At 53.4% G+C, this 15578-nt stretch carries 13 protein-coding genes; 7 read left to right on the forward strand and 6 right to left on the reverse strand.

What is annotated here, in order from left to right; all coding sequences use genetic code 11:
• The first annotated feature begins 20 nt into the window (after window positions 1-20).
• Window positions 21-734, forward strand: a complete 714-nt coding sequence (gene truB, locus IT444_06250) for a tRNA pseudouridine(55) synthase TruB (protein MCC7192369.1) — start codon at window positions 21-23, stop codon at window positions 732-734.
• Here the strand turns inward: truB and queA are convergent.
• Entirely contained in the window at window positions 727-1878 is a 1152-nt protein-coding gene (queA, locus tag IT444_06255) for a tRNA preQ1(34) S-adenosylmethionine ribosyltransferase-isomerase QueA (protein MCC7192370.1), read from the reverse strand. The two genes, truB and queA, sit on opposite strands and share 8 nt — an antisense overlap.
• 503 nt (window positions 1879-2381) lie before the next feature.
• Between queA and IT444_06260 the strand changes: the two genes are divergently transcribed.
• Window positions 2382-2573 carry a hypothetical protein gene (locus IT444_06260; protein MCC7192371.1) on the forward strand — a complete coding sequence of 64 codons (192 nt, stop codon included), beginning with the start codon at window positions 2382-2384 and terminating at the stop codon, window positions 2571-2573.
• 12 nt (window positions 2574-2585) lie between these two features.
• Here IT444_06260 and IT444_06265 read toward each other — a convergent pair whose 3' ends face one another.
• The 3 genes from IT444_06265 to IT444_06275 form a co-directional block, all read right to left on the reverse strand.
• On the reverse strand, window positions 2586-3470 hold the full coding sequence (locus IT444_06265; protein MCC7192372.1) for a hypothetical protein: 885 nt from the start codon (window positions 3468-3470) through the stop codon (window positions 2586-2588).
• Window positions 3471-3652: 182 nt separating this feature from the next.
• Window positions 3653-4888 carry an AI-2E family transporter gene (locus IT444_06270; protein ID MCC7192373.1) on the reverse strand — a complete coding sequence of 412 codons (1236 nt, stop codon included), beginning with the start codon at window positions 4886-4888 and terminating at the stop codon, window positions 3653-3655.
• Window positions 4889-5046: 158 nt separating this feature from the next.
• On the reverse strand, window positions 5047-6102 hold the full coding sequence (locus IT444_06275) for a squalene/phytoene synthase family protein (protein MCC7192374.1): 1056 nt from the start codon (window positions 6100-6102) through the stop codon (window positions 5047-5049).
• An 85-nt stretch (window positions 6103-6187) separates the two neighbouring features.
• Here IT444_06275 and IT444_06280 point away from each other — a divergent pair, with 85 nt between their 5' ends.
• The 3 genes from IT444_06280 to IT444_06290 all read left to right on the forward strand — a co-directional run bounded on the left by IT444_06280 (window position 6188) and on the right by IT444_06290 (window position 10283).
• A complete protein-coding gene (locus IT444_06280; GenBank protein MCC7192375.1) occupies window positions 6188-7438 on the forward strand; it encodes an insulinase family protein in 1251 nt (416 codons plus the stop codon).
• 103 nt (window positions 7439-7541) lie between these two features.
• Window positions 7542-8174, forward strand: coding sequence for a phosphopantothenoylcysteine decarboxylase (locus tag IT444_06285; protein ID MCC7192376.1), 633 nt, complete (start codon window positions 7542-7544; stop codon window positions 8172-8174).
• Between the two features lie 132 nt (window positions 8175-8306).
• Window positions 8307-10283: an alpha-L-fucosidase gene (locus IT444_06290; GenBank protein ID MCC7192377.1), complete on the forward strand. Its 1977-nt coding sequence runs from the start codon at window positions 8307-8309 to the stop codon at window positions 10281-10283.
• 46 nt (window positions 10284-10329) lie between these two features.
• Here the strand turns inward: IT444_06290 and IT444_06295 are convergent, their stop codons facing one another.
• The gene (locus IT444_06295) at window positions 10330-11337 is read right to left on the reverse strand and encodes a hypothetical protein (protein ID MCC7192378.1); all 1008 of its coding nucleotides are present in this window, start codon (window positions 11335-11337) and stop codon (window positions 10330-10332) included.
• 169 nt (window positions 11338-11506) lie between these two features.
• On the opposite strand from IT444_06295, the gene IT444_06300 reads away from it, so the two are divergent.
• Window positions 11507-13498, forward strand: a complete 1992-nt coding sequence (locus IT444_06300) for a VWA domain-containing protein (protein ID MCC7192379.1) — start codon at window positions 11507-11509, stop codon at window positions 13496-13498.
• Window positions 13499-13599: 101 nt separating this feature from the next.
• Here IT444_06300 and IT444_06305 read toward each other — a convergent pair whose 3' ends face one another.
• Entirely contained in the window at window positions 13600-14097 is a 498-nt protein-coding gene (locus IT444_06305; GenBank protein ID MCC7192380.1) for a transcriptional repressor, read from the reverse strand.
• A gap of 231 nt (window positions 14098-14328) precedes the next feature.
• Here IT444_06305 and IT444_06310 point away from each other — a divergent pair, with 231 nt between their 5' ends.
• The gene (locus IT444_06310) at window positions 14329-15399 is read left to right on the forward strand and encodes a phosphoribosylformylglycinamidine cyclo-ligase (GenBank protein ID MCC7192381.1); all 1071 of its coding nucleotides are present in this window, start codon (window positions 14329-14331) and stop codon (window positions 15397-15399) included.
• Window positions 15400-15578: the final 179 nt, after the last annotated feature.

The raw sequence follows: 15578 nt of genomic DNA on the forward strand, positions 1-15578 counted from the left end.
CGAAGTAAAGGAACGCGATTTTGACTGATTCCCACAAACCCGCCGAGCCGCTCAACGGCTTGCTCGTTGTCGATAAGCCTCTGGGTTGGAGTTCGATGGACGTGATTCGTCACGTACGTCGAGCGGTGTCGATGAAACGGGTCGGCCACGCAGGCACACTCGACCCGTTGGCGACCGGGGTGGTCATTGTCTGCATCGGTAAAGCCACCCGCTGCGTCGAGTCACTCATGGGCATGACCAAGGTTTACGAAGCTGATGTGGATCTTTCCGCTTTTACTGCCACCGATGATCGGGAAGGTGAGCGCGAGGAGGTTACGGTAGTAATTACACCGAGCCGGGAAGACCTGTGCAAAGTCCTGGTTAAGTTCGTAGGGCAGATAGCGCAGACACCGCCGGCATTCAGTGCGGTACATATCAACGGACAACGCGCATACAAACTGGCCCGCCGGGGTGAATCGGTGGCATTAACTCCGCGTATGGTGAACATCGCGGCGATTGATCTGCTTGACTACGCTTGGCCGACTGCTCGCATCCGTGTGACTTGCGGGAAGGGAACCTACATTCGCAGTCTAGCTCGTGACATCGGCAGAGCACTAGGTACTGGTGGACACCTTGCGTCGCTGCGCCGGCTATCGGTCGGTCCATACGATCTGAGTCAGGCGGTTAATCAGAAGCGGTTGGAGCTACCGATTCGGCAAGACGAGCTATTACCTGCACCGACTCCGATCAAATGATGAGCATGGCATCGCCATAGGAATAGAAGCGATAACCCTCCGCAACTGCGGTGTGGTACCAGAGCTTTAGACGGTCCACACCCACATTCGGCAATGCTGCGACCAGTGCAAGTAACGTAGATCGCGGCAGGTGGAAATTTGTCATCAGAGCATCTGTGAAGCGGAAGGCGAAAGCTCCAGGGCCACTCTCGCTAAGGCCGGGGGTGATGAACAGGTCGGTTTCCGCTGTATAGCCTTTAAGTGATTCCCAGTTTGAGGGCAAACTTTCCAGAGCGCGCACCGTTGTCGTACCAACGGGAATAATCCGCCCCCCGGCTGCGCGGGTTTCCTGGAGTAGTGCGATTGTCTCACTTGATATATCGATCCATTCACGGTGGATCGCATGGTCTTCAAGGTTTTCCGTACGAACCGGAGAAAAAGTACCCAGGCCGACGTGAAGTGTAATGCTGGCGCGACGCACACCAGCAGCATCGATCGCTTTGAGCAGCGATGGGGTGAAATGCAGGCCGGCTGTTGGAGCTGCAACCGACCCTGCATCACGTGCGAAAACCGTGTTATATCGCGTCGCATCGTCGGGACGTATTTCCTTCTCCCCTTTGGCGCGACGTTCCTGTCGAATGTAGGGAGGCAAAGGTGTGACACCTACGCGCTGCAAGGTTGCAACGGTGTCTTGTGGGCTGCGCAGTCGTGCGCGCCATTCGCCGCCGTCCACGCGATTAACAAGTTCCAGCGAGGTTTCATCATCGAGCGTGATCAGTTCGCCTGGCTGTAAAGTACCTCTAGATTCGAGCATGATGCGCCATAGGCCGTCACTCTCAGCAAGGTATAGCCCCGAAACCTTGCCCCCCGTTGCGGCTCGTATAGCTGTGAAGTATGCGGGCAGTACGCGCGTCTGATTAAACACCATCAAATCACCAGGCTGTGGACTGCCGGGCACCCCAAGCAAGTCACGCACGTAGTGGTGCTCAATCCGCTGACGCTTGCGATCGACAACCATCAACCTCGCAGCATCGCGCGGTTCCGCCGGCTCAGTTGCGATCCGTCCGGGAGGAAGCTCATAATCTAAATCATCCACACGCATGGCCGTGTGATCGTAATGGCGGGGTCGAATATCGGCTACGTCACTGTCGCGTGGCGTCACCATCCCGCGCCTACGGAAGTCATCGGTCCTCATCGCGTGACTGCTAAACTCAGAAATATTAAGAGGATAGCAATTCCAATCAAGGAGGGGTGATTGTGGCCCGCAAATAGCATCAATCCGAGTGATGCGCGTTGACCCGCACGCCAATCTCACGATTACACTGATCCGCCGCAACGAATTCGGCAGGCTGAGATTTGTTGGATCGCCGCGCGGGACCTCTGCCGCGTCTTCCCATATCTCGGCAGCACACCGCTGTGGTATCGTTCCCTCACCGTTATTCGCGTGTGAAAATAGCGGCCATTTCCGAGATTGGTGTCCCGCACCATTTCCTTACGACACGCAGCTGCCCGTCGGATTACCGCAACTTCGCGAGGAATCTCCGCCGCCCTATCCGGTCGAGACGATTTATCGCATTCAGCCGCTTCCACCGATATCTGAGCAGATTGGTCGCATGGTTGATCTGTACGTGTAACAGCAACTCGTTTTGAATCACTTCGTGCGCTAACATGGGTATCGATACATCACTTGACCATCTTGTGACTCGCATCTCATCACTCGATCGTGAGAGGTGTAAAGCAGAACTGCGCAGTCTGGAAGAACTGCGTGTGGACTTTACCGATGAGTATCTTGATTCTCTTCCGCTCGAAAAACTCCGGCACATCGTGCTGGCAGCGCGGTTACGAATGAGAAAGCGATAATCGTTGTGCGGTTTACCTGCTTTCCTGTCCGGAAATTGCTGAGGCTTTGCTATTATCGACGGATGAAATCCCGCGTGACGCCCCGGTAGGTCGGGTGGCGGCGGTATCAGTATCGCGGAGGTAGCGGCGCGGATTGACGCCAATGGCCTGATCGTTGTCAGCACTCAATCCGATTTGGGAATGTACGTAGAGCGGAGCATTTATCAGCAATTTTCCCTGAAAATATCGGATGGAAGCCGAACCGCCGTTGTCCCTCCATACATCAGGCTCGATCGTATCGCGAATGATCTGAGCGATCTCGTCGCCTCGTTGCTCAGGAGTCTTGTCGATCAAGCGTTGCGCGGATGAGGAGGTACCGCTGTTGTCATCGAATAGGCTGCGATCGTTGTCGCTTCCACCGCTACGGTCGCGTGAGGAACCACTCTCAAATGCTTTGCTGATATTGAAATCAGGGGCGCTGATTTCTCCAGGCGCGTGCAGCAGATCTCTGATGTCGTAGGATCGCATCACAAGCTGTTTGTTTGCATCGTCTCGTGTCATGATTTCGATATAGGACGAACTGGCCTCGAAGATCAGCGGAAGGTCAGAGGATGTCTGCGTCATGAGCAAGCCGAGAACTTGTCCAGCAGGTACGTTGTGAAGATCGAGGTTGATCAGAGCATTGGTATCGATGCCTTGCTCCTCTAGTCCATTCCAGTTAACGACAAGCGGTATTCCTGTCGTGTGTGACCACCAGATGAAAGCTTCTTTTGCGGGCGCTTCGATTTTTACTTGATCGATGCGGTCAGCGAGTCGTCGCACAATGGGTCGCTGATCCGATGGACCGCTACGCACACCGCGGATCTCTTCCGCTGGCTGTGTGGTCGGAGGAGGGGTTTCCGCAAAAATCGATTGCACGTACCCCCCTGACACAAGCAGCCAGATCACAGCGGCCAATCGTGATATACGAGGAGGCATGAGTGACTTTCCAAACTGATATTGCTGACAATCCAACGATATTGTCGGCAGCGTGGTCCACGACTTCAAGAAATTTGACGTTTTGTGAATTCGCGGATCTGTCGTCGCAGTTCTGTCGCGGATTAATGAGCAGCCGCCCACGATTTAATGCTTGGAACCACGATTTCCTGCATCAGTATTTTGATGCATGCAGCAGTCGGAATTGCCAGCATCATGCCGAAAATTCCGCCGAGAGTACCGCCAATCAAAACCGCTAACAGGATTGAGAGCGGATGCAGGTTCGTTGCCTTGCCCTGTACCATGGGTTCGATGACCCAGCCGTCTAGAGATTGCGCAGCGACATAAACGACAGTCGGCCAGATCACCACTAGCCAGATGCTGAATGGTTGGCCGCCGCTGATACGGTCCACCCACGTCAGTAAGATCGCGGTCGGCCAGGTCACTGCAGCTGCGTATGGAATCAGATTCAGGACCATGGCGATAATGCCCAGCAAAAGCCAGAACGGCACGCCGGCGATCGCCCAACCGATGGTAAGCACGGTTCCGAGTATGAGCGATTGGAGAAGCCTTCCACGAATAAATCCTGACACAGACTTATCCATCTTGGTGAGAATATCGAGAGTACGCTCACGATTAGAAGCGGGGATGAATTGTTTGAACCACTGCACGATACCTTCGAACTGCCAACTGAACATAAAAAACGAAAACAATACAAGCACTACCGCGATCAGAAGGTATGTCATCAGACCAAACGTCGAAATGATGAGGCTGATACCGAGGTTCAGTGATTTGGAAAGCACTCCCATAATCTGTGGCCACTGGAAGGGGAGAGCTGCTGGCATCGTTGTAACCGTGGGCTGCGGTGCGGGCTGCGTTGCTTGAGTTGCCGCAACCTCGAAAGCATCGGACAGGGTGGAAGCGGGCTGCGTATGTGCTACCCCGCCGGTCATTTCCTGTGCCCGTCGCTGTAATTCTTCAATCCAATGTCCGATGTGTTGACTCGCACTGGCAACGTAGATGTCGAACTTGCTGAAAAGTCTTGCAATCTGATCCACCAGCAGCGGGCCCAGATAGGCCAACAGTGCGGTGATTGCTCCCAACAAGATGATGAGAATGATCCCTGCGGTAATTGGTCGTGGAATGCGGGCCCGACGATGGACCCAGGTGATGAGCGGATTGAAAGCATACGCAAGGGCAAGCCCCATGAGAGCTGGCACCGTAATCGCTCGTGCGTGATAGCCCACATCAAGCACCAAGAAGACGACTGCGATAATCAGGAGATCACGTACCCAGCGGATTTGCCAGAGATGTCGGTCGCTGGTTCGCGTCTTCGATGGAGAGGTAGAGGATGGTTCCATGCAGGAAGGCTCTTGGTAATTCACGAGGTTAACACATCCGGCGTTTACCCCCGTGATTATGGGCTATTTAATATAGAAAAATACCTGATCGCCAATGCTTCCGAATTGGGCCGATTTAACTTGAACCGATAGTCTCTGATGATCGAGCGTCAATCGGGTTACTTTTTGCTGTTACGGCGCTTGAGCCTCATTGCGGTTGGAATCCGCGCCAGTCTCGACCAAAGCGACACGCGGTGTGATGTACACAAGGTTACTGTTGGATCAAAGTTTGATAATTCAAATCGTTCGAGTTGTGCGAAGATGCTGTCGCCGAAGATCGCCGCTGCCCTGTTGCCCGAAGGCGGGAGCGACTTGAGCCAGCCCGTACCGCCGTGGTAAAGGGTTCGGATTCGTTCGCATTGTTGCTTCATCAGTGAGGACCAGCACTGCGCGAGCTGTCCGTTATCAAGCTGCACCTTCGAGAGGTTTGACTGTTCCTGCGGCGTGAAGAGAGCATCGAGATCCGACTCCGTGAGATTGTGTCGAATCAGATCTTCGAGAGGAAGAATAAGTCGGCCTTGCTTCCAATAGGTTGACGTATAAGGCAACCTCGCAGCAAAGTGCAATGCCGTCGCCCACGCTGACAGTTGCGCTGCTTCCGTACCCGTCAGAGGTTCGGGTTTAGCGCGAAGAACCAAAAATGCCAGCGCAGCTTCAGACTCCGCAAACGGAGTAATGGACAGTCGTAGTCGATTCCATGTTGCAAAGCGGCGCGTCTCGAGAAAGGATGAGAGACCATTGACAATGCGATCAAAGTATTCACGAGGCAGATCGTATTCCGCAGCGATGGTGCTAAATCCGTCCAGTTCCGGTTTGCCGCTCACCTGACCCGAATAGAGAAAATCTAGGACCGCTGCGCAGACGGCTCTCCGGCGTTCGGGGGATTCTCCGCCACAGCTCTCGCATCCTCCTGTTGCCGTCTCACCCATCGCCAGTCGTTTTGTGCAGTGGTTGTCGGGTTCCTCATTTGTACAAGGCTTCCCGTGCTCTTTGGCATGCGGATCCACAATTTCTACGAGTTGCCGCAAAACCGCACGGATAACCATGATTGCTGCACGGTCTTTGGAGGGCAGAAAGTGTGTTGCAAAAAACAAGTCCGCTGCCTGTGTACGGCAAGCCTCCCGCGCAGCGAGATACTGAGTTCGGTTGATGAATGCAGATCCGGTTGTTGTCACATTATGATTTTACGGGTTTGTAAGGAGAAGGACACGGAGCGAGCTGTGTGCTTTGATCCAACCGGTGTGCCGCTACAATCCCGCCATGACTTCGATATTTATGCATCGCTTCGATAATGGGCTATGGCTCCTCGCTGAGCCGGTACCGGGTGCGCAGTCGCTGGCGATGTCACTGTTGACTCCAGCGGGGTTATCCCGCGAGCCTCAGGAGCGACAAGGCGTCGCGCCTTTGCTGGCGGAGATGATTAACCGCGGCGCAGGTGACCTTGATGCCCGCGCCCACAACGATGCCCTTGACTATCTGGGTATCAATCGAGGCACCAGCGTTGAGACGCATCACCTCAACATCTCCGCCACGATGATTGGCTCTCAGGCTAGTCGAGCATTACCGCTGCTCTTTGATATGGTCCTTCGTCCGATGCTTGCCGAGTCGGCACTCGAACCCAGTCGAGATCTGGCGTTGCAGTCACTCGATGCGCTTGATGATGAACCACAACAAAAAGTATTCATTGAACTGCGGCATCGCCACTACGGCGAACCTTTCGGTCGTTCACCTCTTGGAAAACGAGAGGATATTGAAAAAGTATCCATTGGTGATGTGTGTTCATACGCAAAGACAGCCTTTGTGCCGAGCGGATCCATTCTCGGCTTTGCCGGTAAGTTTGACTGGAATGAATTAAAGGATCAGGTTGGAGATCTTACCGCTGGCTGGAAGGGCAGCATCGAACCATACGATACTCCATCACGCGGAGCACGCGGTTACACCCATCAGACCGCAGATACCACGCAAGTACATATCGGCTTGGCGTATGACGCACTGCCGGAAACCGCAGAGAACAGTATTTATCAGCGTGCCGCAATAGCGGTTCTCAGCGGCGGTATGAGTGGTCGTCTATTCACCGAGGTGCGTGAGAAGAGGGGACTCTGTTACTCGGTCTATGCGTCCTATACGGCTGGGAAGACGCGCGGTTCCGTGTTCAGCTATGCGGGAACCACTGCGCCGCGGGCACAGGAAACACTCGATGTCCTGACGGGCGAGATACGCAGATTGGCGGACGGCATCAAGGAAGACGAATTCACCCGTGCCATCGTCGGCATGAAATCCCGTTTGGTCATGCAGGGAGAATCGACCCATTCCCGCGCGCATGCGATTGCGTTTGATCAGTACCTTTTTGGCCGGCCACGGTCACTGGATGAATTATCAAAGCGTGTGGATGCAGTGAAATTGGCGGACGTCAACAAGTTCGTTCTGGAAAACCCACCGCCGCCGATGACGCTTGTCACAATTGGTCCAAGTGCTCTCGAATGGAAGTTAGGTTGTGAACGGAAGTCGTAATCTGTGGTCAAAATTGGGATCTGATCTACGTTCTACGTTTTCGCCTTGATCAGGGATATTTGATTTTCCAGCTGTCGTGCACCTGATCATCATGGGGCCTTGTATGCGGTTGCTGATTACAGCCGGACCAACCCGCGAACCCATCGATGCGGTACGGTTCATTTCGAACCGATCGAGTGGGCGTGTTGGTATTTCGCTCACCAAATCTGCGAGCGAGGCAGGTCACGAGGTGATGTTGTTATTGGGGCCTGGTCCTGCGACTCCGGCGCTTGGTCCGCAAGTGAAAGTTCACCGCTTTGAAACGTCTGCAGAATTAAAGCAACTGCTTGAAGCGCACTGGCGTGATCATGATGTGCTCGTAATGGCTGCTGCCGTCGCCGACTATCGACCGTTAATCGTTCATGAAGGCAAACTTCCTCGCACGACGGCCGGCACGTTGACGATCGAACTCCAGCCAACACCTGATATCGTGGCACTGATGGCCGCATCAAAGCGAGTTCATCAGCGCGTGATTTCGTTTGCACTTGAAGAACCTGCGAATCTTGAAGCCCGTGCGATTGAAAAAATGAAACGCAAAGGTGTAGATGCAATCGTCGCCAATCCGCTTGAGACCATGAATGCCCATTCCATCTCACCCGTCTGGCTCGCCTGTGACGGCAGCCGTGATGCAGGTGGAAGAATGAGCAAGGACGAATTTGCTCGGTGGCTTTTAGAAAAGATCAATACACTGCTTTAGTGAATACCCTCAAGTATGAAATATCCAGCAGTGTCGAAAGCAGATAACCAGCCGATCATTCAAATGCCCTCCATAGCTTGCTGATTTTAATATTGGCACTTGCACAGAATCAGACATATTCAGGAATCCAAGATGTCCATACGATTTCGTCAGATTCATCTCGACTTTCATACCGGCCCAGCGATCCCTGATGTTGGTTGTGATTTTGATGCGACGGAGTTTGCACAATGCGCCAAAGAGGCACACGTGAATAGCATGACGCTGTTTGCCAAGTGTCATCATGGCCACCTTTATTACGACACAAAAAGCCCCGCTCGACATCCCGGACTCAGACACGGGCTTGATCTGCTGGGTGAGCAGATCGAAGCGCTGCACTCCGTGGGGATTCGTGCGCCGATATACATCAGTGTTCAGTGCGATGAATATGCCGCGAATACTCAACCCGGCTGGCGTGCTGTCGCAGCCGACGGTCGGCTCGTCGGCGGGGGGCCGACTCAATCCAACTCATTCGGAGGATGGCATATTCTCGATATGTCGAGTCCATATGCTGATTACCTGGCGGATCAGATTGTCGAGGTCTGCAAAAAGTTCAAGCCGGTGGATGGAATGTTCCTCGATATGTGCTGGGATCAGGAAAGCGTCTCGCGTTATGCGACGGATGGCATGCTCAAGCTGGGACTGAATCCCGATGAAGCGGTTGACCGCAAAAAATATGCCCACCACGTTGCGCTGGGCTATATGGCCAGATATAAGAAGTTGATTGAAGATCAACACAAGGGGAAGAAAATCCCTGTAGTTTTTAACAGCCGGTCGCTCTCAAATCTCGTTGAGGAAGCGAAATATCTGCGCCATGTGGAAATTGAAGCGCTACCCAGCGGCGGATGGGGTTACATGTATTTTCCGATCAATGTGCGCTTCGCACGAAATTTCGGTCTGCCGACGCTCGGTATGACCGCGAGGTTCCACAAAGGATGGGCGGACTTCGGCGGGCTGAAGACCGACGCAGCACTCCTGTACGAGTGCACGCAGATGCTCAGCCAAGGCTCGCAGTGCAGCGTGGGTGATCAACTGCATCCGCGAGGCATCCTTGACAAGGCAGCGTATGAACTGATCGGACGTGTGTACTCGCATGTCGAAGCATGTGAGCCTTGGTGCAGTGATGCCAAACCGTGTGCGGATATCGGCGTCATCTTTGTGCCGGAAGATGGTTTTCAGGTGCGTCCTGGTGGTGGAATTGAAGGTGTCGTTCGTGCATTGCAACAGTTGAAGCATCAATTTGATTTTCTACCTCCAACCGGATCACTGACGGGATACGACCTGATTATTGTGCCCGAATCAGTGAAGGTGGATGCAGCTCTGACGAAGAAGTTAAAGGCACATCTCAAGGCAGGTGGATCATTACTCGTCACTGGTCATGCTGCACTCGATGAAGCCGGTAAGCCGATCATGTCGGAGTTGGGTGTGGCATGTTCCGGTGTGTCACCGTACACAACCACATATTTAAGATTCGATCGAGCGATCCAGAAAGGAATTGCCGAGGCGGATCATGTCATGTATGAGCAAGGTCTGCGGCTTACTCCTCTTCGTGGATCGGAGTCGCTTGGTCGTGTCGTCGAGCCATACTTTGAGCGAAATTGGCGTCATTTCAGCTCACACGCGCAGACCCCATACGACAAGATGTCGCGTTACTCGATTGCGGTGCAAAAGGACCGAGTCATCACAATCGCCTATCCGATTTTTACCGCTTACGCATCTCATGGAAACCTCCCGTACCGTCACCTTATTGCACAGGCGATAGATCGGTTACTGCCGGATCCGTTATTACGTGTCGGCGGGCCGAGTTTTCTGGAGGCTTCAGTGCTCAGACAAGGCTCACGCCACATTGTTCACCTGCTGAGCTTTGCACCACAGAGAAGGACACAAAATCGGGATATTGTTGAGGATCCCACGCCAATCATCGGCGTGCCGATATCGCTGAAGCTGCCCCAAATGCCGCAGCGCGTGTATCTGGCACCCGAAGGCAAGGAGATGGCGTTTACCTATGAAGCTGGTCGTGTTTCGGTAAAGGTGACCCATGACCGCGGGCATGTCATGGTGGTGTTTGAGTAAATGATGTAATCACTCACTAACAGCAGCGTGACGTATCCAACCGATTTCACCACCGCTTAAAGTGCTCGCGGACGCACTTCCAGATTTCCTTATCTTCGTTAATCAGACACCAGAAACAGACGCCTCCCAGATCCATGGAGTCAACTGTTACCAGGTGGCTCTTGGTACTCTTGGCGTCACTCACCCACATTACATGCGGGTGGCCGTTTTTGTCCGTGTAACGAATTAAGTTGACATCCCAGTAGTAACACCATCCTCGGCCGATGATGCTTTCCTTTTCTCGCTCCGCGATCCATGGGGCATCGTACACCTGGCGAGACTGACTCGGATCAGTCATGTCCCAATCTACGGAATAGGTCGGCAGGCCCATGATGAGCTTGTGTCTGGGTACATGAGTCACCATATGGGTCATGCAGTCGCGTGCCCACGGTGCGGTAGATGTAGGCCCAATGTATGGTGACGGCGGGCAATACATGTCGTATGCCATGGGCCTCAGATGGTCGGCATGTTGAGCAAGTGTGGCCGCATCCCAGAATCCGATTCCAGTCTCGCGACGTGCTTCCGGTGAAAGTGCGTAGAGGCAGATGCTCAGCATTTTATTTCGCGCATGCAGAGCCACAGAGAGCCGGCGAATAAACTCGTTAAAAACGTACCTTCCCTCACCCGGCCAGTGTTCAAAGTCGATATCCACGCCATCAGTTCCGACAGCATCGCATTCTTCGACCATGCGATCGATCCAGCGATCAGCAATGGTCATGTCTTTAAGCAGGCGGTCACCGCAGTTTTTCCAGGAACCGCCGTAGTCATTGAGTGTGGATACACCCATGCCGTGAAGTTTTTTTGCCAGCTCGCGTCGCTGGTCGGTTGACCAGTCACGCGGTAGCGAGCCATCACCCGCAACACCGCCGCACATGAAAATGACCTGATCAAAGATATCGTGATATTCACTGACGGTCTGGATCGCCCCCTCCGCGTGTTCCTTGACCATCCACGCGGAAACAAGTCTGCGGGTCTTGCTTGGACGAAAGATGAGATTAGTAGCGGTTGTTGTCATGATTTTTATCCCGTTGAAGAATGGTGCGCCCAGCTTATTCCCAGGATACGGCGTACAACACGTTATCAAAACAACATGTAAACGATTTTCGTAGAAGAGGAGACCGCTTTGCGCGTGTGGCGTTAGGCTCCGTTACGATGTTCTTCACCCAGACTTCCTGGACGATGAAATGGGTTTTCTTTCCCTACCCGCTGCACTGTTTGCTGCTGCGATATTCATTCCGCTGCTGGTGGCGTTGTATTTCCTCAAGCTCAGGAGGAAGCGCGTAGCTGTAAGCTCGACTTTACTTTGGAAAAAAGCCATCCAGGACATGCAGGTCAATGCGCCGTTTCAACGGCTCAGGAAAAGCTTGCTCCTGCTGCTGCAATTACTCATTCTTCTTGCGTTACTCGTTGCTTTTGCGCGACCGACTTTTGATCAGTCTGCCAAGCCCGGCCAGCGAATGGTAATCCTGATTGATCGTTCTGCTTCGATGAATGCGACTGATATCTCTCCCACACGTTTCGCGGAGGCGAAGCGCCTTGCGCTTGAGCTTGTGGATGGTATGGCCTCATCGGGTTCTTCAGAAAATGGTGGGGCAATGGTGATTGCCTTTGGCCGGCGGGCGCAGATTGTACAACCCTTCACCAACGATCCATCTCTGCTGCGTAATGCAATCAACGCGCTTCAGCCATCTGATGAATCCAGTCATATAGAGCCTGCTTTGCAATTGATTCGACGCGACGCTGCTGAGAGTGTCGCAGCCAGCGAGCAACCACTGGCTGTGTACATTCTCAGCGATGGCCGGCTGTCTGACCTCGACAAGCTCAAACTTGCTGGAGCGGATATTCGGTACACACCGATCGGCGGTACGGCTGAGGCTGTGCATGGCGTGAACAATCTCGGCATTGTTTCTCTTGCCGCACGACGCGATCTCAAACGACCCGAACTGGTTCATGTCTTTGCCCGGTTTGCAAATTACACAACAAGTAACGTTCCGATTCAGGTGACGCTGCGCGTTGATGACAAGGTTGTGCGAGTCAGTAATACCAGCGTTCCCGCACTGACAGCAGGTGGCGACAGCAAAGTAGCTGCGGGTGAACCCGGCAGTCAATCCATGCAGTTTGATTTTGATCTTGCCGGTTCGGCACTGGTTGAGATTTCACACGACCATAGTGATCAACTGCTTGCAGATAATGTCGCGAGGTTAACGGTCGCGCCGCCGAAACGGTTGCGTGTCCTGATGGTGTCGGAGGGAAACCGATTTCTAGAGCGAGCGATTCGCGTGCAGGGAGTCAAGTCACTGCGGATGATGCGACCAGCCGACTTCGAAGCTCAAAACCCATCTGCCCTGCGGCGTGGAAGCTGGGAAGGTTCAACGGAGGTAGAAGGCTTCGATGCCTTGGTATTCGACCACTACGCTCCCAAGGAAGTACCCAAGGTGGACAGCCTCTATCTGGGTAGTGTGCCTCCAATTCCGGGTCTTAAGCTGCTGCCGCCCCGTGATAGCGACCCGCCGACACAACACATCTTGAGCTGGGAAAAGGATCATCCGCTGCTGCGATACGTTGCCTTGGATGATCTGGTGCTTGCTGACGCCGGTCGACTTTCCTTGCCTGATACCGCGGAAGTTCTTGCAATGGTTCAGAGTGGCCCGGTTATGGCTGAAATTAACGCCGATGGCGTACACCACGTTGTTACCGCCTTTAATTTGATCCATACGAACTGGCCGATGCAGGTGAGCTTCCCGGTATTTATCAGCAATGTGGTGCCTTGGCTGGGGCTCGGGGGACAGATTGAAACTGGTTTGAGCTACCAGGTCGGCGAGGTCGCGATTGTGCCGGTGCCAGGTGGCCAACGATCTGTGGTTTATTCGGGTCCGCTCAAGCTGCGTGCATCGGTTAGTGATAGCCGTGCTGTATTACCAATTTTTGAACGAGTGGGGCTTTACACAGCTGAAAACCCAATAGAAAAGCCGTGGGACAAACTCCCGGTAAACCTCACTGACGCAGCAGAAAGTGACATCCGCACCGTGGATAAACTCGATATCGGAGGTAAGACGGTTCAGGGTGAAGCTGCCTCAACGATGGCGCGTCGTGAAGTCTGGCCGTGGTTCGTCTGGGCAGCACTGGCAGTGCTGGTGGTGGAGTGGATTGTTTACACGAGAAGGATGCACGTGTGAATAGATTGGCGGAATTGTCGTAGTGAATACGCTCAGTGAATTTCGTGATTGATCAGGAATTCTCGATCGCAACTGACGGTGGTCTTGACGGGAATGTAGGCTCAGCTTGACGATGCTTCCATAGTTCGATTCACGGCGAGATTCGCGGCATCTTTTGTGTCTGCGAATTGTCCAACCAGCTCGATCTGAAGCTGCGTGATTCTGAAGCCCAGCTCTTTTTCGAGATCGGTCAGTATGTGCTGGGGGATATTTTTCAGAATGCGTTCACCGATTGAATCGGGAACATCAGTGACGGTGTCAGATTGAGCGTCGCGCAAGTGGAGGTGGTTATGCGTGGCGGCATCGTATCGTGTTGAGCCACCACGACCGAGAAGTTTTTGCGCCAAACCCGCACGACAAAACGCCTCAAGAGTGTTGTAAACGGTGGCAAGGCTGATGTCCTGCTCACTATGGGCGACTTTCTGAAATAGCTGGTCAGCCGTCGGATGTGATCGAGTGGAGATCAGTGCTTCGTACAGTGCTCGCCGCTGCCGCGTACACCGTAAACGGTGGCGGGAAAATAATTGCTGGATCTGATCTGTTGTCACGTGAGTGGTCATGGCAGTTCATCCGAGCAAAAAACAACTTCAAGCATCCGCCCGACTTAGTGATCGAGACCGATTGCCAAGCGATTAATCGTCAAAGTATAGACAGGAAATGTGGTTATTTGTAGTGAATAACAGCGAAATCCGTTGTGATTACCGGGTCCGTTAACGATATGGACCTCGGATCTTGCCCCCTTCAATCTCTGCGTTTCCCCTAGATCTTTTTCTTCCGCTAAACTCCTCGCCATGGCCAAGACCCCGATGACATATGCTGGCAGCGGCGTGGACCTGCAGGCTGCGGATCGCGCTGTGGAGTTGATGGAACACCACATTCGACGGACATTCGGTCCGCGTGTTGTCGGTGCGTTTGGCGGCTTTGCCGGCCTCTTTCGACTGGACTACAACGAAAAACTCTTCAAACGAAACTTCAAGGATCCCGTCCTCGTTGCCTGTACCGATGGCGTAGGCACGAAAGTCAAGCTCGCCTCGCAAATGAAGATTTACGATACCGTCGGCCAAGACCTCGTGGCGATGAGTGTCAATGACTTGATCGTGCAAGGTGCGGAACCACTCTTTTTTCTCGACTACATCGCGCTGAACAAAAAAGAACCTGAGCTGGCTGCGCAAATGGTGCGGGGTGTCGCGGACGGCTGCGTGCTGGCTGGTTGTGCGTTATTGGGTGGAGAAACCGCTGAAATGCCTGACGTGTACGCTCCGGGTGAGTTTGACATGGCTGGCTTTGCTGTGGGTGTTGGTGAACTCAACCGCATCATTGATGGATCCGAGGCATCACCCGGAGATGTGATACTTGGTCTCAAATCCAGCGGAGTTCACTCCAATGGCTACAGCCTAGTGCGTGCAATCGTGAAGGAGGCGGACCTTGATTTAGATCAGGTTTATCCAGACCTCGACCCGCATCAGACCCTTGGTCGTGTGTTGCTGACTCCGACTCGGATTTACGCACACGCAGTGGTTAACGTGCTCCGTCGGTACAAGGTGAAGCAGGTTGTCACCTCCATGGCGAATATCACTGGCAGCGGCATTCCAGGTAACGTCCCGCGCACACTTAATCCGAAAATCAATGCAAAAATCGACCGTTCAACCTGGCAGGTGCCGCCCGTGTTCCGATTCCTTCAGAAACATGGCAACGTGGAAGAGAAGGAAATGTGGGACGTATTCAATATGGGTATCGGTTACGTGGTGATCGTCAGGCCGGCATTTGCTGAATCGGTAAAAGAACAATTTGAAAAGCTCGGCGAGACGGTGCATGTCATTGGAAAGGTAGTCAGGGGGAGTGGAATGGTGGTGTGGGCGTGATTTGCGGCTCAACCTTCACGCCGGTGATTAATCATGCTCAAGATTCATCTTCTCGCTTGTGATGGCGGAGAAGTTCGGAAATTGCTTGGGTCTATCGCAAGCTCGCGTAAGCGTGATTGGGTTTTCGGCCGTCCGAGAAATCGGTGTATGTGGGTTACCCCTTCTTAACCGACCGCTAT

The sequence above is a fragment of the Phycisphaeraceae bacterium genome (assembly GCA_020851465.1).
GTDB lineage: Bacteria > Planctomycetota > Phycisphaerae > Phycisphaerales > Phycisphaeraceae > JADZCR01.